Below are 16,526 nucleotides of genomic sequence, written 5' to 3'. Positions count from 1 at the left end.
AGAGCCCGTAACACGATGATCGAGTTTCATGCCCCAGCCGCTGACGCCCCGGAATTGGCGCTCTCACCCCTGCATAGAGCTGCCTCACTGACCCTGCGTCATCTTGTCGAAAGCGGTCCAATCGGCCTCACCCCCAGCAGGGCCTTGAAGCGTTATTTTGTCACGTGGGCCGCCGACGCGTTCGCTTGGCCGGGCTACACCACCGACGAACTATATGCGCTCAACAAGGTTCTGAATGAGCATGATTTTCCACCACTGGTGGTACTGCATGACTTGCTTCTGGCAGCCAAGCTCGCGCGCCATCGCAAAGGCTTCCTGCACATTACCAGGACGGGCAAGGACTTGTTTGAGCATCCAGGAAGCCTATGGATCACCTTGGCCCAGCATCTGCTCCTTGCCAACGGTCATGATGACATGGTGGATATCGAATGGGTTTCGGTGCTTAAGGCCGTTAATGTCGAAGCCCATTCAGGTGTGACGGACAAGCAATTCTCTACTCGACTGATGGGCGCCAGCGACAAAGACTACCATCTAAAGTCACTGGTCTATGTCCATGTCCTTCGGCCGCTTTGCTGGCTCGGTCTTCTGCAGGAGACCCGCCAGAACCAATCTGAACGGTTCTTCACGAAGACACCGCTCTGGCCTCTCGCCCTGACGTTCGAGGGTAGTTTGCCGCTGCCGTCGGTCACGAAACATTGACCATGGAAGGGCGGATGTAGATAGCTGCCCGAATGTTCGTCCAGGCCGAACCAGGCAGGCACCATAGCTGCCAGACCGTCGCCGACCCTTTCCGGCCGTTCAGCCAGAAGTTTTTGATCCCCAGCTGCGGTCGGTCCGATTTTTTTTGCGTTTCCCCTCCATGAGATGGCGCAAGGCGGCTGATGGCGATCTGGGAAGCGCCTGGCGCACGCCATGGTTTGGGGAAAGAGACGGGATATCTGATTGTAACGGACAGCACAGACGTGGCCGATATCGCAATCTCGACATGGACCACCATGGCGGATCGCTTCTCCACCATCGCCAACACCTTGGTCGAGGCAGCGCCGCACATCGCGTCCATGTCGAGGCGGTTGCAAAGTAAGCCTGCCCTGGCGCGACTGAATAAGGCGTCAATCAAGGAACAAGGCGATGCTTATTGTGGCGGTGAGATTGAGAAATCCCTGCGCAGGGTTGCTGTGAAACAATGGTTGCGCCGAAATTCTGTTTGGCACCGCTTTTGACAGGCAGGACCAAGAATGATCTGCCCCCGCTGAGTGGCCCAGAGGCTATGATAGACTGGACCACGAAAGGGACATTGAATGCCGAGCAAGAAGCACAAGCCGGAAGAGATCATCGGCAAGCTGCGTGAAGTTGAGATCGTTCTTGCGCAGGGGGATCGACTGCCGAAGCCTGTCGCCGGATCGCAGTCAGCGAGCAGACTTATTACCGTTGGCGCAAGGAGTATGGTGGTCTGAAGACCGACCAGGCGCGGCGAATGAAGGATCTGGAGAAGGAGAATCTGCGGCTTCGCCGTGCGATCTCGGACCTGACCCTGGATAAGCTGATCTTGCAGGAGGCTGCACGGGGAAACTTCTGAGCCCCGCGCGGCGGCGACGCTGTATCGATCATGTGCGACGAGCGCTTCCGGTGTCCGAGCGACGGATCTGCCGGGTGCTGGGACAGCATCGATCGACGCAGCGAAAGGTGCCGCGCGGGGCGGATGACGAGCAAGCGCTGACGGAGGACATCATCGCGCTGGCAAAGCAATATGGTCGCTACGGCTATCGCCGTGTAACGGCATTGCTGTGCCATGCGGGGTGGACGGTGAACCATAAGCGGGTCGAGCGGATTTGGCGGCGTGAGGGGCTAAAGGTCCCGCAGCGTCAGCCAAAGCGCGGCAGGCTGTGGCTCAGTGACGGTTCGTGCATCCGCCTGCGGCCCGAGTATCCAGGGCATGTATGGGCCTATGACTTCGTCGAGGGTCGCACGCATGATGGGCGCAAGTTCCGTATCCTGACCATCATCGACGAGGCCAGCAGGGAGTGCCTGGCGCTCATCGTCGCGCGGCAGCTCAAGCATGAGGACGTGCTGGCGGCCTTGGCTGACCTGTTCATCTCTCGCGGGCCGCCAGCCAATATCCGGTCCGACAATGGCAGCGAATTTATCGCGACGGCCGTCCAGCAATGGCTGGGTCAGATCGGCGTGAAGACGCTCTATATCGCGCCGGGATCACCATGGGAGAATGGCTATAATGAGAGCTTTAACGGGTCGCTTCGCGACGAACTGCTCAACGGCGAAATCTTCTACAGTCTCGCCGAGGCCAAGGTGCTGATCGAAGCCTGGCGGCGGCATTACAACACCGTCCGTCCGCACAGCAGCCTTGGCTACCGACCACCGGCACCAGAAACAGCTTCACCGCCATATCCGGCCTCCGGTTCCGCTTCGCTACTCCTCCGCCCGGATATGGCGGCGGCGAGCATAATCCACTAACCAACCAACCGGCCCACTCGGCGGGGGCAGATCAAGAAGGCGGTGCTTTCAAGCTCACCTCTTGAATGGAAATCGCATTCGATCCATCTGACCATCGCACAGTCTGCCATATGAGAGAGCGAAGACCCATGACGACCGACACCATGAGCGCCCCTGAAACGCATGCCTTCGAGGCGGATGTTTCCAAGTTGCTGCATATGATGGTGCACTCGGTTTATTCCGACAAGGACGTATTCCTGCGCGAGTTGATCTCCAACGCGGCCGACGCGTGCGAGAAACTGCGCTATGAGGCAATTTCCGATCCGGCCCTGTTCGGCGACGATCCGCAGCCGCGCATCACGCTGGCGCTCGACAAGGAAGCCGGGACAGTCGTCGTCGAGGACAATGGTATCGGCATGAGCGCCGCTGACATGGGGGAAACGCTGGGCACGATCGCGCGGTCGGGGACCAAGGCCTTCATGGATAAGCTGACCGCTGACAAGAATGGTGAAGGCCAGCAGTTGATCGGCCAGTTCGGCGTCGGCTTCTATTCCGCTTTCATGGTGGCGGGGAATGTCGATGTCGTGTCGCGGCGTGCGGGAACTGATGACGCCGCCAGATGGTCGTCGGATGGCCTCGGAACATACACGATCGCGCCAGTCGACACCGCGGAGGCGCCAGCGCGCGGCACCCGGGTGACTCTCCATCTGCTGGATGATGCAAAGACCTATGCCGAGCGTTACACGGTCGAGCGGATCGTGAAGGCGCAGTCGGGCCACGTCCCCGTGCCCATCTTCATCAAGGAGCTGGGCAGCGAGGAGGAAGAGCGTCAGGTCGCTGATGGGGCAGCACTTTGGACAAAGGCTAAGTCCGATATCAGCGAAGAGGATTATGTCGACTTCTACCGCAGCGTCGCGGGCCAATTCGACACGCCCGCATTGACGCTCCACTATCGCGCGGAGGGGCGGCACGAATATTCTGTGCTGACCTTCATTCCCGAAACCAAGCCGTTCGACCTGTTTGATCCCGATCGCAAGGGACGGATCAAGCTCTATGTCCGCCGCGTCTTCATCACCGACGAGGCGGAAATCCTGCCTCGCTACCTGCGCTTCGTGCGGGGTCTTGTGGACTCCGCCGACCTGCCGCTCAACATGTCGCGCGAAATGATCCAGGACAGCCCCGTCTTGTTCGCGATTCAGAAGGGCGTGAGCAACCGTATCCTGTCGGAACTGGACAAGATCGCAACCAGCGATACCGAACGCTATGCTGCGATCTGGGAGAATTTCGGGGCAGTGCTCAAGGAAGGCCTCTATGAGGATTTCGAGCGGCGCGCGCAGTTGCTGGGCCTTGCCCGGTTCAAGACCAGCACGTCGAACGGCGAGTGGCGCTCGCTCAAGGACTATGTGGCCTCCCTCAAGGACAACCAGACCGCGATCTATTATGCGACCGGGACCGATCTCGATCGCATCGCTCAATCGCCGCAGCTCGAGGGTTTCAAGGCGCGTGGGATCGAGGTTCTGTTGCTTCCCGACCAGGTCGACAGCTTCTGGACGACCGTTGGTGTGGATTATGACGGCAAGCCATTCAAGTCGGTGACCCAAGGCGCGACCGACCTCAGCCTGATCCCTCTGGCTGAAGGCAGCGCAGCGATGGACGCGCCAAGCGAGGATGTGAGCAGCTTCATCAGCTTTGCCAAGGAAGCCCTGGCCGAACAGGTGTCCGATGTCCGCGTTTCCGACCGGTTGACGACCAGCGCCGTCTGCATCGTCGCGTCGGAGAGCGCGATGGACCTGCAACTCGAACGGATGCTGGCAGCGGCCGGACAGGCGCCTGAGCGGGCGAAGCCGGTGCTGGAAGTCAATGCCGTCCATGCGCTGATCGCCAAGCTCGGCCAGACCCGAGCGAGCGATGAGGAGCGAGCTGACCTTGCCTTCCTGCTGCTTGACGAAGCGCGTATCGCAGAAGGTCAGCCACCCGCTGATCCTCGCGCTTTTGCTGAGCGGCTGGAGCGGTTAATGGCGAAATCGCTGAACTAACACATAATGTCCCGACAGCGAGGTTAATACTTATCCAAGTCCAGGCCGTGAGCGCTCGGCCTGAAGCGGAAATAAGGGTGCCGATCGTTTGGCCCGTTAATGGGAACGGTCGGCACCGGCAGTCACGGCAGCGTCAAATGCCAGACCTGACCTTTTAAGATGCCTTCCTGTGATCGACCCTTATCGGTCGTCCAAGCGCCCAAATTTCGTTCTCAGGTGCCGACGGTCCGTTTTTCCGTCAGCAAAGCGTGCGACAGATAGACCGAGACGTTTAGGCGAGGCTAAGCGCCGTCTAAACTCCGGGAAACCTCGTTTGACGGGCCAGGCGCACGCATATCAAGCATGCTCACGTCGAAACCTCTGGTAATTCTCCGATGACCGCAACAGGTGCAAGTCTCCATCGATTGCAAATCCGTCAAGCTGATGCGCCAACGTGTACTCCGAAAGATCGGATGCCGTGTTGATGAACCCCTTGTGCTTGAAGTTCAGAGATGTGTTGCACAGCACTCCATAGCCCGTCTTTGATTTGAACGCTTTCAGCAAATCGAACATTGGGCGATTGCTTGATGCAGACACTGTTTGCAGCCGCGCAGTCTGGTTCACATGGGTTACCGCTGCAAGCTCAGCCGTTAAGGCGTGATAGGTATAAAGCATAAATGGGCTTGGATTTCTGCAGCCGAACCATTTTTCAGCTTCTTCTTCTAGGCAGATGGGAGCGATAGGGCGAAACTGTTCTCTCTGTTTTATGACATTCAGCCGCTCTCTGGTGCTTGCCTTGAAGGGCGCTGCTAGGATGGAACGATTTCCAAGTGCGCGAGGTCCGATTTCGTACCGGCCGTTGACCCAACCCAATATCAGGTCGGCGGCCAACATTTCTGCAACGATCTCGGGGCTCGGTTCCCAATGCTCAAACAGCGCGCTGTCGACAGGTTTGTCATGCAGAAATTTCGATCCGGAATATACGTCCCACCTAATCTTTGGATTGCCGGTGAAATGGAACTGGGCATCGATGGCCGTGCCGATCGCAGAACCCGAATCGTTCGCGACCGGCGGAACGAACACCTCGCTAAACAATCCTGATTCCTTCCACTTGCTGTTCCAGTCGCAGTTGAGCCCACATCCGCCCGAGATGAGCAACGGCATTCCTCGCTTCAGGTTTTTGTCCGCAAAGCTACAGAAGCGCTCGAACAGGCGATCACTGAAAATTCCGGCAAAATTACAAAACTCTTCATCCTCGACACCGACATTATAGTAGTGTGAATTCATCAGGGTTTTGCAATCCTGCGGCCTCAGATGCTTGCAGTCTTGCAGGAGAAACGATGCTAGCATCTCTTCTTCGTCGGTCGCCTGGCTTCGTTTCGAGAACGAAGCGAGTGCCATTAGTTTTCCGGCATCGGACAGGCGGGAAAATTCGGCAGTGTGTAAGTCAAAAGTCGGGTCTGCCAAGGCGTAGAGCATGGCGTAGCGATGGCCGGGTTCCGGCATCACATCCGCAATCTTGGTAATCCCGAGATCGGCATTGATCTCGTAGAACGCCCCGACGACGCCTTCCCAAAGCAGTGCATAACACGGCATTCCCTTCGGCAGTTCAGACATCCCAAACGCGCATAAAAGGTGTGACCGCTCATGTGACGACGAGAAGAAATCAATGGTCTTTCCCAGGAAAGGCCGCTTGCCGAAGATCACCTGTTCACGATCGCTGCCGCGATACTCAGCCATCAACTCTCCGTCGCGCGGTGCATCACCCGGCCACCACCCTCCCTTGCATAGCACGTCGGGAACGGTGGGAAGTTCGGTGAGCGCGCCGAATGCATCGGTAACCGAGAGCGACGAATGCCGGTACCTCGAACCCTTTTCGGCCTCAACAGAGAATACTAAGCGTCCGTCTTCGATATAGGCGAACGCGCCGTCATGACCTGGGTTGTAGGAAAGTATCCTCAAGCTGAAGCTCCACCTCTGGCTGGCTGGTCCATGCCCGAGAGCCCTTGAGCTTCCGGTTCGGATATTGATGAATCAAAGGCGTATGTGCGTACTGCTTGCACCTCGGCCGTTGCCGGCAGTCTGCGGTTACTTAGCCGCCCGGCGAACCGAGAGGCGCGAGAAGGCCAGGCGTTGAAATGCAGCTTCATCGGCAGATGTGGGATCGGGGTGGGATCCCACAAGTCGCGCCGATGGACCAGCAGATCATCTACAAACCATCGGATCTCGCCAGGGCTCCACTCGATGGCATAGCGATGCATCCCTTTCGAAGCATCAAAGCCCAGGTCGATATGGCTTGGGCAACCTCTGTAGCCAAAGTCGAATTTGTCACCCTGGCCGCCCGGGTTGTAAAAGACATTGATCAGCAGGCGATCTGGCCTGCACCCCAGTATTTCGATGTCGATTTCCTGGTGCGGTGAGTTGCGGTGAAGGAAAAACCCAGTGATCACTCCTGGCACATCAGAGGCTCTGAAAGTCGCCTCGAACCTGCCAAAAAGAAAATCGGTATGACTGGTGAGAGCGCCCGCACTGTACTGTCGAACGCCAAGATCTTCGCGTCGAATATGTATCTTAGCTCCGTTAAGCCTGTCGTGCTCGACATTTGAGGGGCGAAACAGGGCTAGATTGCTAGTGAATGTGTCTGACCGCGCGGCCCAATCCCTGAGATCGAGGTTCTGAACGCCGTCGCCGGCATCGCTCCAACTACGATCCTCCTCTGGAGGCAGCGGCAAAGTTCGAATGCCTGTCCAGGCGCCATGATCCGGCTCGACGATCCATGGAGACCTATCCCACTTGGAAGCTGCACGCCGCCGAGAATGAATGGATTGCCTGGATGTTTCCATGACAGGCCGCTGCCCGAGGTCCTCCAGGGTCGGGAAAGGGCATAATGGTGGCACGCATCTGAGGTGCTCGCACAGAACCCTCCAGGCGTTGATGTTGCCGGTATCAAGGACGATCACGTCCGCGCCGGCGAGCCGCGCCAGGATGTCCCGGACGATTTGGGCGGCCTGATCGCCGGGAGCGGCTGTCACAATGAACTTGGCCTCCGGATAGCTTCGTCTAAGGTCCTCGACCATTGTCTCGAGGCGCCCCACATTGACGTATGCGCCAAAGACGCGATCGGCGCTTCCATCGCGAAGACGCCTTAGCTCATAGGGTGGTAGTTGCTCCAGATCGCTGCAGCATCGATACCCGAGCATGGACAACGCCATCGCAAGAGAAGACTGACCCGAGTTGGCGGGGCCAAATGCAAAAACCGGCAGGCGTGGTGGACGAGCATGGAAGAGGGCGGCTCCCTCACTGTTTATGGCGCCGATTGTGGAAAGAGCTGGGAGAATCGAATAGGAGTTGGTCGAGAAGAGATCTCTTCTCTGGCGGACAATCGCCCGCCTTGTCGCGAATACGTTCAGTTTGCTGAACTGATGGTTGATCCAGAGATCGACGGGGCCCCGGCATGGCAGCAGGTCAAGGAGCTTCCTCGCGCCCTGCCGCGAGAGAACATAGCCCGACAGATACCACAGACCTCGTTCTGGTACGAACACGTGCCGCGACAAGAGATGCTTTGGAGCGCCATGTGTTGCCTCCATGTAGGAAACATAGAGGATGTCGATCTCGCCATCCCCTGACTTGGTCGTCAGCTCCTTCCATGCCTCGTCAATGTAACGACCGAAATTCGGATGAAACCACACATCGTCCTCAAGGACGAGAGCATGGGCCTCGGCACCCAGCGCAATTCGCCTCCAAATTTCCATGTGCGACCTTGCAACAGCGATCTCAGCCCTGCTCATTCGAATGGGCGCTGCCAGCTCGAACCGCGTCGGAAGTGTCAGTGGCTGAGGCTCGACGAAAAGCTGATCTGCCAGTGTGTAGAACGGGTCCACATCCGCATCCTCTGTGGAGTCCAGCACAAAGCTCCTCGCATCAACAGCGCTATGACGTTCCGTGATACCGAGCAGATCGTTGCCGAACTTGTCCACTATCCGCCCGAGCTCACTTTTGATACGGGACCATCGATCTGGAGCACGATCGAGGTTGATGACGTAGATCCTGTCGATTGTCTTCCCCGGTGAACCGCGTCGCCCGAACGTTGTCGATGTCTGCTTTGGAAGGAATCTGCGGAGGCCGTATCCGAGGCGAAGCGCCAGCCGCACGACCGCCAGCGATGGACGTGTCAGATTCATCGCCCCTCCGATGTCGATCCACTGTACCGCTTTTGATTGGACAGCCTCCAGTTCCGCGCGTCGCTGCGGTAGCTGAGCGGCCACTGGCTCGTGGAGGTTAACTCCCAGTCATGCGCAACCATCAGCGCTTCAGGCGAACATCCCTCGCTCACTATTTCAAATACCGATCGGGTAAGATTTCCCGGACCGGTTGTAGCCTGGACCTCAGGTAACCCATCCACGCTGTCCGCTTCCAGAGATGCGGTGGCGTTCAGCAAGGCTCTCTCGATCATGGGGTGATTGCGCGCCGCAATCATGGGGGTCGTGTTGAAGTAGAAAATCCACCCGCGTTGATGGGCTCCGGCCCCGGTAAATGTCGGTGGTGCCACCATTTGAGACGTTGCGAGATCGTAGCAGAAAGGTTGAAGCTTCAGCCGCCCGTCGTCGAAAAGGTGGCCAATTGGCGTCCCATGATAGACATCGTCGGCGTCTATGTAGAAACCGCCTTCAACGAGTATATATGAATACCGGAAATAGTCCGACATCATGGATGGGTGATAGCAGCGAGTGAAGGCATCCTCGTGGCGACTTCCCAAACGGTCGCGAATGAAATTGCTCGCAGAAGTCCTATCGAAGACCTCCAACTCAAAGCCGTCCGTTTCCAGCTTCCTCCAGGAATTCATGCAGGCTTCGACGTCTTCGGGCAGTCGTTCCAGATCGTCCCAGAACTGCACGATTCGCCTCGGGGTTGGGCCCGGCCACGCAGTCGAACCGGATTTGGAGGGGCCTCTCCGCTGCACCAGATCGCGCACAAAGTTAGAGCGTGCGCGGTCCTCAGGCGATAGTGGATCAATCTCTGCCCCTTCGTTCACACTTCCTTCGTTCATCTGCGTTGTTCCTTTGGACGCGTCTATCAGCACATATCTTGAGTAATATTCATGCGAGATTTGGATTGTGCCCGCGCACATCGGGTGATTAACAGAATGCTTTGATCTTGATGCTGAAGACGTTATCGTCAGGCCAGCACCTCGGGACCACGTACTGATACTTGGGGGAAGAGGTTCTTAGCGGCGATCGCAGCGTTCGCCGCAGCCACGTCCGGGACAAAAAGGACGACAGCCAAATCTTTTAATGCGCGCGAACAGCAGACGTAGAAGAGACGCCGCGTGCGATCGAGCACTGTCTCCTCACCCGCATCGATCTTCGCTTGGTCATTGTCCGACAGTGGCGCATAACCAAAATATTTGCCGTAAGAGTACTGGTGAAACGCCGCCTCTTCGTCGTCGACCACGACCAGAACGCGCTCAAACTGCGCACCCTTCACGCCATGATGGGTCGCGAACGGCGATTCTTCGGTGAAATAGCGCCGATAGGCCCAGAGCTCCCCGATCTGGCAGGCAAGGAAAGCCTGGACATTGGAGAAGCCGTTGCTGCCGCCATCTACCGGTTCATCCACCAGATGAGGCCCAAACCGGTCGTCGAGGCGGAGCAATTGGGTGTCTCGTACATGCCTCATCAGCTGTCGCACCGTGGCCTGTGATCCATCTGCGAGCATCTCGACCAAAGCGTCGAGCGCCTGTTGAAGATTGGTCAGGATCGGAGCCGCCGGCAATCCGCGCAGACGATCCGGTTCGAGCATTGGGCTTTCGCTGCGCAGGATAGACATGACCGTGAAGCGATCATCTTCGCGAGCGGCCATGACCAAAGGTAGAATATGCTGCGCGACTGGTCGTAGCGGCCAAGCGGAGCCATCGGCGATGCCTTCACTGAGGCTCATAGGCGCACGGTCGTTGAGCGCGGAGTAAAGGTTTGGGAATCCAAGCCGCGTTGCCGCCATGCGATGCACCAGCACCAGTAACCGAACATCGCCTTCGGGTACGTCGCTCAGCCACAACGGGTCGTCGGTCTCTCCGGCGAGCCACGTGCGGACCGCAGCGAGGCGAGCGCTACGCTGATCGTCGGCTGGGAGAACGAAGATATTTGCGGTGCCGACCACGGCCTGCTCGACATCGCCGACCTTGATCCGGCGGCCGCGGGTCTGAACTAGGCCGTCGCCGGCGGCCCGGATCGCATTGACCACACCGAGGACCGAGGTCGGGCAGCGAAAATTCTCGGGCTTGTCGATTTCGGCCCAGCCAGGGCCGAGCGCGACGGCACCAGTGCCACTCATGTAAATCTTCTGCATGGGGTCGCCGAAGAAGCCGACGCACAGGCGCGGCTGCTCAGCCGCGATCGCGCGCAGCGCTTCGATGACTTCGGGATTAGTGTCCTGGCTTTCGTCCACGAAAATGAATGGGAAGCGGCTGGCAACGACCTGTCGAAGAAGCGGATGCGCGCCAAAGCAATGGGGTGTCAGCTTCAACACATCATCATGGCCGAGAATTCCTTCGGCGTAGCTGCTGCCGGTGCCGTAGATAAATTTCTCGACGGCACCGATCTCGGCGAGCTGGGCTTCGAGCTCGGCGATCTCGATCTCCAGCCGTGCCTTGGTTCGCGCCTGCGTGCGCGGCCTGTCGTAATGTTCGCGGCGCTCGGCGATCTTCTCCTCGATGCGGATGCCGACCCAGGTCGCGATATCGCTTTGAAACGGACGGATCACCGACCACAGGAAACTGTGGATCGTGGAGATGTGAAACAGTGGCGAGACACCGACATCTTCTGAGATCTCGCCGACGGCCACCTCGGTATAGGTGATGCAGGCAATCTGCTGTCCCGCGCGGCGCAGCGCCCTACCTCGGGTCCGGGCAAGGTGATCGAGTGCCTTGATCAACGAAGTAGTCTTGCCCGAGCCGGCACCCGCGACCATCACGAACGAACGCGGGACTTTGCAATCGAGGCAGGCGCGGATTTCGATGTCCGCCGGCGTGTCGGGGCTGCCGATCCGGCTGGTCACGCGGCAACCTCGCCATCCGGCTCGAGCGCAGCAGGGGCGTCGGGCCCGCCGCCGGTCACACCTTCCGCGTCTTCCTCGTCGTCGGGCTCTGGGTCCTGGGGTGCGATTTCAGCTTCGAGCCAGCGAAGGCCGGCAGCGATGTATTCTGGCACAACCCAGGTTGCGGGGTCTTCGGCGAGCAATGCGAGGGCAAAGTCGGTCTTGCTGAAGCTCTTCGCCTGAACGCGCTTGTGAATGCGGCTGGCCAACTCGCAGAGATCCTTCTCATCATTCTTAGCGATGCGGAGCTGAAGCGGCTTTCGATCCTTGTGCTGGCACCAGTCGAGATTCTCGAGCGCGAACGCTTCCTCGAGCGTGCGGCCTGCCAACGAGAGCGTGTCGCCGCCCCAAGTCACATCGGTGCGGCATTGATAGGCGACGCGCACAAGGGCGTCGTTGTCGTTGGCGCGTACCTGTGTTTTGTCGTCGGCGGTCGCCTCCCACAGCTCTGCGACGGTACCGCATTTCGGAAGCCATTGCAGAAGCGTTTGATTTGAGGTTGCCGCTCCCGGATGTCCGGCGATGCAGGCCTTGCCCGGCTTTTCGGCCGGCAGCTGATCGGTCGCCTCCTCGTCTTCGTCTTCGTCTTCGTCATCGGCGTCCGCCACGGCGGCGTCCCCAACCGCCTGCACAGGGCCGTCTCCTGCGGTTGCAGCCCCCTCGACACCTGCCTCCAGCTGATCCAGCGGACCGAAGACACTGTCGAGGTCGGTGATGATAAGCGTGGTAAGACCAAGGAATTCGATCAGCGCCTTGAATCGATAGCCGAATGCGCCCCCGATCTCGAGGATCGTCAGATAGCTCGACTGGAGCCGCGGCGCGGCGGTTTCGATCATCTGCGGCAGGAGCAATCGTTCGACATTGCCTTCGACGAGCACGGCAGCATCCGCAAAGAAAAGATCGCAATGCGCGAGCTTGAGGTAGCGCTCGAGAAAGGTGCGAACATCGGGATCCGTGCTGTCGTAGAAGACGGAGAGATTGAGGATGTCCGAAGTCGAGGTCGCTTCTGCCCGGCTACGCCGGAAGTAGCGGATCGGCTGAAAGCCGCGCTCATAGAGGATATGAGTCGAATGCGTGGTGACAACTACCTGACTCGTATAGGCGGTGCGATCGGCGCCCTTTAGTGAAAGGATGTCCATGACCTTGCGGATGAAGGCCTGCTGCAACTGGGCGTGGAGATGCGCCTCGGGCTCCTCGATGAAGATCAGATGGACCGGCGGGCGGTTCTCCTCAATAGCAAGCCACTGAGCGTGCAGATCGAGAAGCTCGACCACCATGAAGATGAGGTTCTTGAATCCCAGCCCATTGTAGCGGTCGGGCAGCGTCGGCGGGTCGGGCGCGCCATCATCGGGACCCAGCGCATAGTGGACCAGCGCGCCGTCGCGGCTGCTCATAATCTGCGCCGGGTCGAGCGCCGATCGTATCATCATTCGCGGGTTCGACAGCCCGGGATAGCCGAGCTTGGCGAGGCTCCTTAGAGTCGGCTCGAACACGCGCTCGAGATGCTGGTTAAGCGAAACTTCGGATGCGGCGAGGGCGCGAAGGGCGTCGAGATCCTCGCCCTTTTGCTCGAGATTGCGGCCGTAGAAACGGCTGAGCACGCGCGACAGGTCCTCCGCGCGGGCGCCGCCAGGACTATCCGACAAATGGCGCTGGGCATTGAGGAAATCGATCCGGAGAATGCCGCTTAAAATTTCGCGCCCGCTGCGATCGCGTCCGGCGAGCGATGCCGGGACATAGCCGACTTCGGCGACCATGTTGGCATCGAACTTCGCCGGATCGAGTATGAAGTAGCGTAGCTCATATTCGTCATTCAGATGCTCGCGCAGGTAATCGCGAAGGTGACGCGGCGCGGGGTCGAACACCGGCACATCGTGCTCGTCCTTGTCGACCGCAGCGAGAGAGCGTTCGCGGGCCTCGGCATATCTGCCACGCGTTGCCTCGGGGTCGATCGGAGTATAAGCGACGCGCATCCCGACAAGCGTGCTATCCCATGCGAGGCTCGGCAGCAGATCGATCGCCCGGTGGACGTCCTCGGCGCCGATCTCCAGCCAGATATCAACTTCGAGGGTCGGCAGCGCGGCGCCCTCCTCACCGGCGCCGAATGCGATGATACTCGGCCACAACTCCGCGCTAAAATCATGGATGCTGAAGCGGCCATGCCCGGTGAACAGCTGAAGCGCGTGCCCGACCGAGGTCTTTCCGCTGTTATTGGCGCCGACGAAAATGGAGATATCGGAAGCGAAATCGATAACGACATTCTGCAACCTACGAAAGTTGCGGATAGCCAGCTTCTTCAAATGCATCCTTATCCCCCGGTTTGCGTCATACCGATACTTCGCGCAGACCGCCAATTAGGTCAATCCTAGTTCTATTCTTGACGCCGGGCGAGCACGGGTATTGCGAATATTGCGTTCAGATTGGATGATTTCATCATGACTATGACAGGTATAACACTCGGTGAAAGACGTCCGCTATCCACACGGCAACCCTCCCTAGCGATAGTCGCGAACGCACAGTTTATCGAGCGTTCCGATCGAGCTGAGCGAATGGCAGCTTTCGTCGGTCCGTGTTTCTGAAGCCGACATTCCGGAAAGTCCCACTTGTCGCCGTCCGCCATCAAGGAAGTGAAGCCACAACCTCGCAGTGTGGCCGCCGAGTTGCCTAGGTTGCCGGAAAAGCGGCGGACTGCGATCATGAGCGAACCTCAGCGGCCAACCACGACATGTGGCGAATGTGCAAATTTGCTACGAGTCAAGATCGGCCGCGGCATGCGCTATTGGCCAATCTGCCGAAAATCAACGAGACTTCATTCCATCGCGATGGGCTGCGTCTCTCTCCGATCATCTGGCCGCAATTGGGACAAAGCCGTCGCCATGAGTGGACCGTAAAGCGTCGGCTTCCGCCGGAGTCCGCCATTCGTGGGTTTGAATGCCGCTAACATCGTTGAGCCATTCTTCGTCATCAAGTTAAAGCGGTCACTACCAAGCTATTCTCAGCGACACGCGCACCTGCCGTGGTTCGACGGGGTGGATGTGCCGGTCCTCCACGCCTTCTGCGGGTTCGCCGCGAAGGCGGGACGCATAGAAATAGCTGATGTCGGCGTCGCGGGCATTGAGAAGGTTTAGCACATCCAAACCCAGTTTTACGCGCCCGGCGCGGTAATAGGCGCCCAGGTTGATGAGCGTCGTCGGATCGGACCGGACGCTGCCGTCTTCGATGAGCGGAGATGCGCCGAAGTGGCGGAGGCGTAGCGAGCCGCTGAGGCCATGGCCCAGTTCCACGGCCGCGCCCGCCGAGATCACCTCGCTTACTGAATTGGGAATGCGGTCCTCGCCGGACGGAACGGCGTGAAAGCGCGCATGGGTAACTGCCGCTGCGGCATCGATCGTCAGCCAGTCGGTCGGACGCCAGAACAGGCTGGCTTCTGCGCCATGGCGGCGGGTCGCATCATTGGGTTCGGTGCCACCGCCGTCGCCGACGAACACCAGTTCCGATGCCAGCCCGAGGTAAAAACCGACCAGCGACATTGTCAGCCGCGGCGCTTCGATGCGCGCGCCGATTTCGGCGCCACGGGCCTTGACCAGCGCCCGCACCCGGTCGACCGGATCGCCGGTTACGGGATCGATGCTGATCGTTGCCCCGCGCACGTCGTTGGAATGGAAGCTCTCGCCATAATTGGCATAAAGTTCAAGCCGGCCCAGCATGCGCCATGCGAGCGCCATCTTCGGGCTTAGCATGAAGTCCGAACCTTTTCCGCTGTTGGTGGCGAGGGTCTGCGCGGCCACCCCATAGCCATAGAGGTCACCACGCAGGCCAAGCGTGAGGCGTAGCCGATCGGTCAGCGATGCGGTGCCCTCAGCGAACAGGGCACTGCTATATTCATCGACCTTGTCCTGACGGATCGTTCCGCTGGTCACGCCGCCGACCGAGCTATACAGGCCAATCTTGCCGATATGATCCCACCGCGCATCCCCGCCGATGGTCAGGTCGACCGGCAATCCGGCGATGCGGGCGGCGCAGTTGCGCCGCACTGATCCGCCGAAGACGCCGCGCTGGTCGCGTTGCTGAAACTGGTCGCCATTGACGGGATCGTTGAGGAAGAAGGTGAAGTTGGACGTAAGCGCGAAGCGATAATAAATGCCGTACAGGCTGATCTGCGTGTTCCCCAGCGTGGCGCCGGCGTTCAGTCCCAGCCGGGTGGTTTCGCCGCCCAGTGTCGGGTCGACATTCCCCCAACGGCTGATAAGGCCGCTGTCGATGGCACGTTCGGGCACCTGATCGGTGGCATTCCAGCGTGCGTGATAAACTGTAAAGCCTAGATTCCATCCACGGTCGGACGTGCCCTGCGAATATTTGACCAACGCATTGATCTTTTGCAAATCCTCGTCGAGCGTCCAGGGTCCGTTGGACAGAGTGCCGTCCAGCGCGACGAGCAGATCCCCGTTTCCCACGGCGGCGCTCCCCGCGGAGAGCAAACGATAATAGCCATAGCTACCCATGGTCGCCTCGACGATCGGTCTTTGAAGCCTGTCCATCGTCCTGAACATCACGGTGCCGGCGGCCGAAAAATCCCCGACATCGGCAAAATAAGGGCCTTTGCGATAATCGATCCGTTCGACCAGTTCCGGGATCAGGAAGTTGAGATCGAGATAGCCCTGCCCATGGCCGTGGCTGCGCATATTGACGGGCACGCCATCGACGAAGGCGGCAAAGTCCGTACCATGATCCAGGTTGAAGCCGCGCAGGAAATATTGGTTCGCCTTGCCGGTGCCGCTATGCTGGGTGGCGATCACGCCGGGCACGTTTTCGACCAGTTCGCCAACGCGGGACAGGGGCTTGTCCTCGAAATCGCGATAGCCAACGACGCCTTGCGATCCGGAGATCGCCGAGCCGATCTGGGGAAGGGAACGGCCGTAGACGATGATGTCATGATCGTCGTCGCGCGCCGGATCCTGTGCTGCGGCCATG

Annotated in this window: 9 protein-coding genes and 1 pseudogene; 4 read left to right on the top strand and 6 right to left on the bottom strand. The window is 59.1% G+C overall.

The window, feature by feature from the left end:
- Positions 1–15: 15 nt before the first annotated feature.
- The 4 genes and pseudogenes from WG908_RS03200 to htpG all read left to right on the top strand — a co-directional run bounded on the left by WG908_RS03200 (position 16) and on the right by htpG (position 4,484).
- Complete coding sequence (locus tag WG908_RS03200) at positions 16–699, top strand: hypothetical protein (protein ID WP_340185126.1); 684 nt, start codon at positions 16–18, stop codon at positions 697–699.
- A 182-nt stretch (positions 700–881) separates the two neighbouring features.
- The gene (locus tag WG908_RS03195) at positions 882–1,220 is read left to right on the top strand and encodes a hypothetical protein (protein ID WP_340185125.1); all 339 of its coding nucleotides are present in this window, start codon (positions 882–884) and stop codon (positions 1,218–1,220) included.
- A gap of 78 nt (positions 1,221–1,298) precedes the next feature.
- Positions 1,299–2,469 (top strand): annotated as a pseudogene (locus WG908_RS03190) (IS3 family transposase).
- Positions 2,470–2,597: 128 nt separating this feature from the next.
- Complete coding sequence (gene htpG / locus WG908_RS03185) at positions 2,598–4,484, top strand: molecular chaperone HtpG (RefSeq protein ID WP_340185124.1); 1,887 nt, start codon at positions 2,598–2,600, stop codon at positions 4,482–4,484.
- Positions 4,485–4,820: 336 nt separating this feature from the next.
- Here htpG and WG908_RS03180 read toward each other — a convergent pair whose 3' ends face one another.
- The 6 genes from WG908_RS03180 to WG908_RS03155 form a co-directional block, all read right to left on the bottom strand.
- Positions 4,821–6,425, bottom strand: a complete 1,605-nt coding sequence (locus WG908_RS03180; RefSeq protein WP_340185123.1) for a carbamoyltransferase C-terminal domain-containing protein — start codon at positions 6,423–6,425, stop codon at positions 4,821–4,823.
- Entirely contained in the window at positions 6,422–8,644 is a 2,223-nt protein-coding gene (locus WG908_RS03175) for a family 16 glycosylhydrolase (protein ID WP_340185122.1), read from the bottom strand. Before WG908_RS03175 ends, WG908_RS03180 begins: the two co-directional genes overlap by 4 nt.
- Positions 8,641–9,510, bottom strand: a complete 870-nt coding sequence (locus WG908_RS03170) for a glycosyltransferase family 32 protein (protein WP_340185121.1) — start codon at positions 9,508–9,510, stop codon at positions 8,641–8,643. The genes WG908_RS03175 and WG908_RS03170 overlap by 4 nt, the downstream gene beginning before the upstream one ends.
- A gap of 128 nt (positions 9,511–9,638) precedes the next feature.
- Positions 9,639–11,516, bottom strand: a complete 1,878-nt coding sequence (locus tag WG908_RS03165) for a UvrD-helicase domain-containing protein (protein ID WP_340185120.1) — start codon at positions 11,514–11,516, stop codon at positions 9,639–9,641.
- On the bottom strand, positions 11,513–13,861 hold the full coding sequence (locus WG908_RS03160) for an ATP-dependent nuclease (RefSeq protein WP_340185119.1): 2,349 nt from the start codon (positions 13,859–13,861) through the stop codon (positions 11,513–11,515). Before WG908_RS03160 ends, WG908_RS03165 begins: the two co-directional genes overlap by 4 nt.
- Positions 13,862–14,536: 675 nt before the next feature.
- The gene (locus WG908_RS03155) at positions 14,537–16,525 is read right to left on the bottom strand and encodes a TonB-dependent receptor (RefSeq protein WP_340185118.1); all 1,989 of its coding nucleotides are present in this window, start codon (positions 16,523–16,525) and stop codon (positions 14,537–14,539) included.
- Position 16,526 lies beyond the last annotated feature (1 nt).

The organism is Sphingobium anseongense (assembly GCF_037725245.1).
GTDB lineage: Bacteria > Pseudomonadota > Alphaproteobacteria > Sphingomonadales > Sphingomonadaceae > Sphingobium.
This window is presented reverse-complemented; position numbering and strand designations above follow the sequence as displayed.

Coding starts and splice junctions, on each gene's coding strand:
- WG908_RS03200 (WP_340185126.1), top strand. CDS start 16: ATGATCGAGTTTCATGCCCCAGCCGCTGACGCCCCGGAATTGGCGCTC.
- WG908_RS03195 (WP_340185125.1), top strand. CDS start 882: ATGGCGATCTGGGAAGCGCCTGGCGCACGCCATGGTTTGGGGAAAGAG.
- htpG (WP_340185124.1), top strand. CDS start 2,598: ATGACGACCGACACCATGAGCGCCCCTGAAACGCATGCCTTCGAGGCG.
- WG908_RS03175 (WP_340185122.1), bottom strand. CDS start 8,644: ATGAATCTGACACGTCCATCGCTGGCGGTCGTGCGGCTGGCGCTTCGC.
- WG908_RS03170 (WP_340185121.1), bottom strand. CDS start 9,510: ATGAACGAAGGAAGTGTGAACGAAGGGGCAGAGATTGATCCACTATCG.
- WG908_RS03160 (WP_340185119.1), bottom strand. CDS start 13,861: ATGCATTTGAAGAAGCTGGCTATCCGCAACTTTCGTAGGTTGCAGAAT.
- WG908_RS03155 (WP_340185118.1), bottom strand. CDS start 16,525: ATGGCCGCAGCACAGGATCCGGCGCGCGACGACGATCATGACATCATC.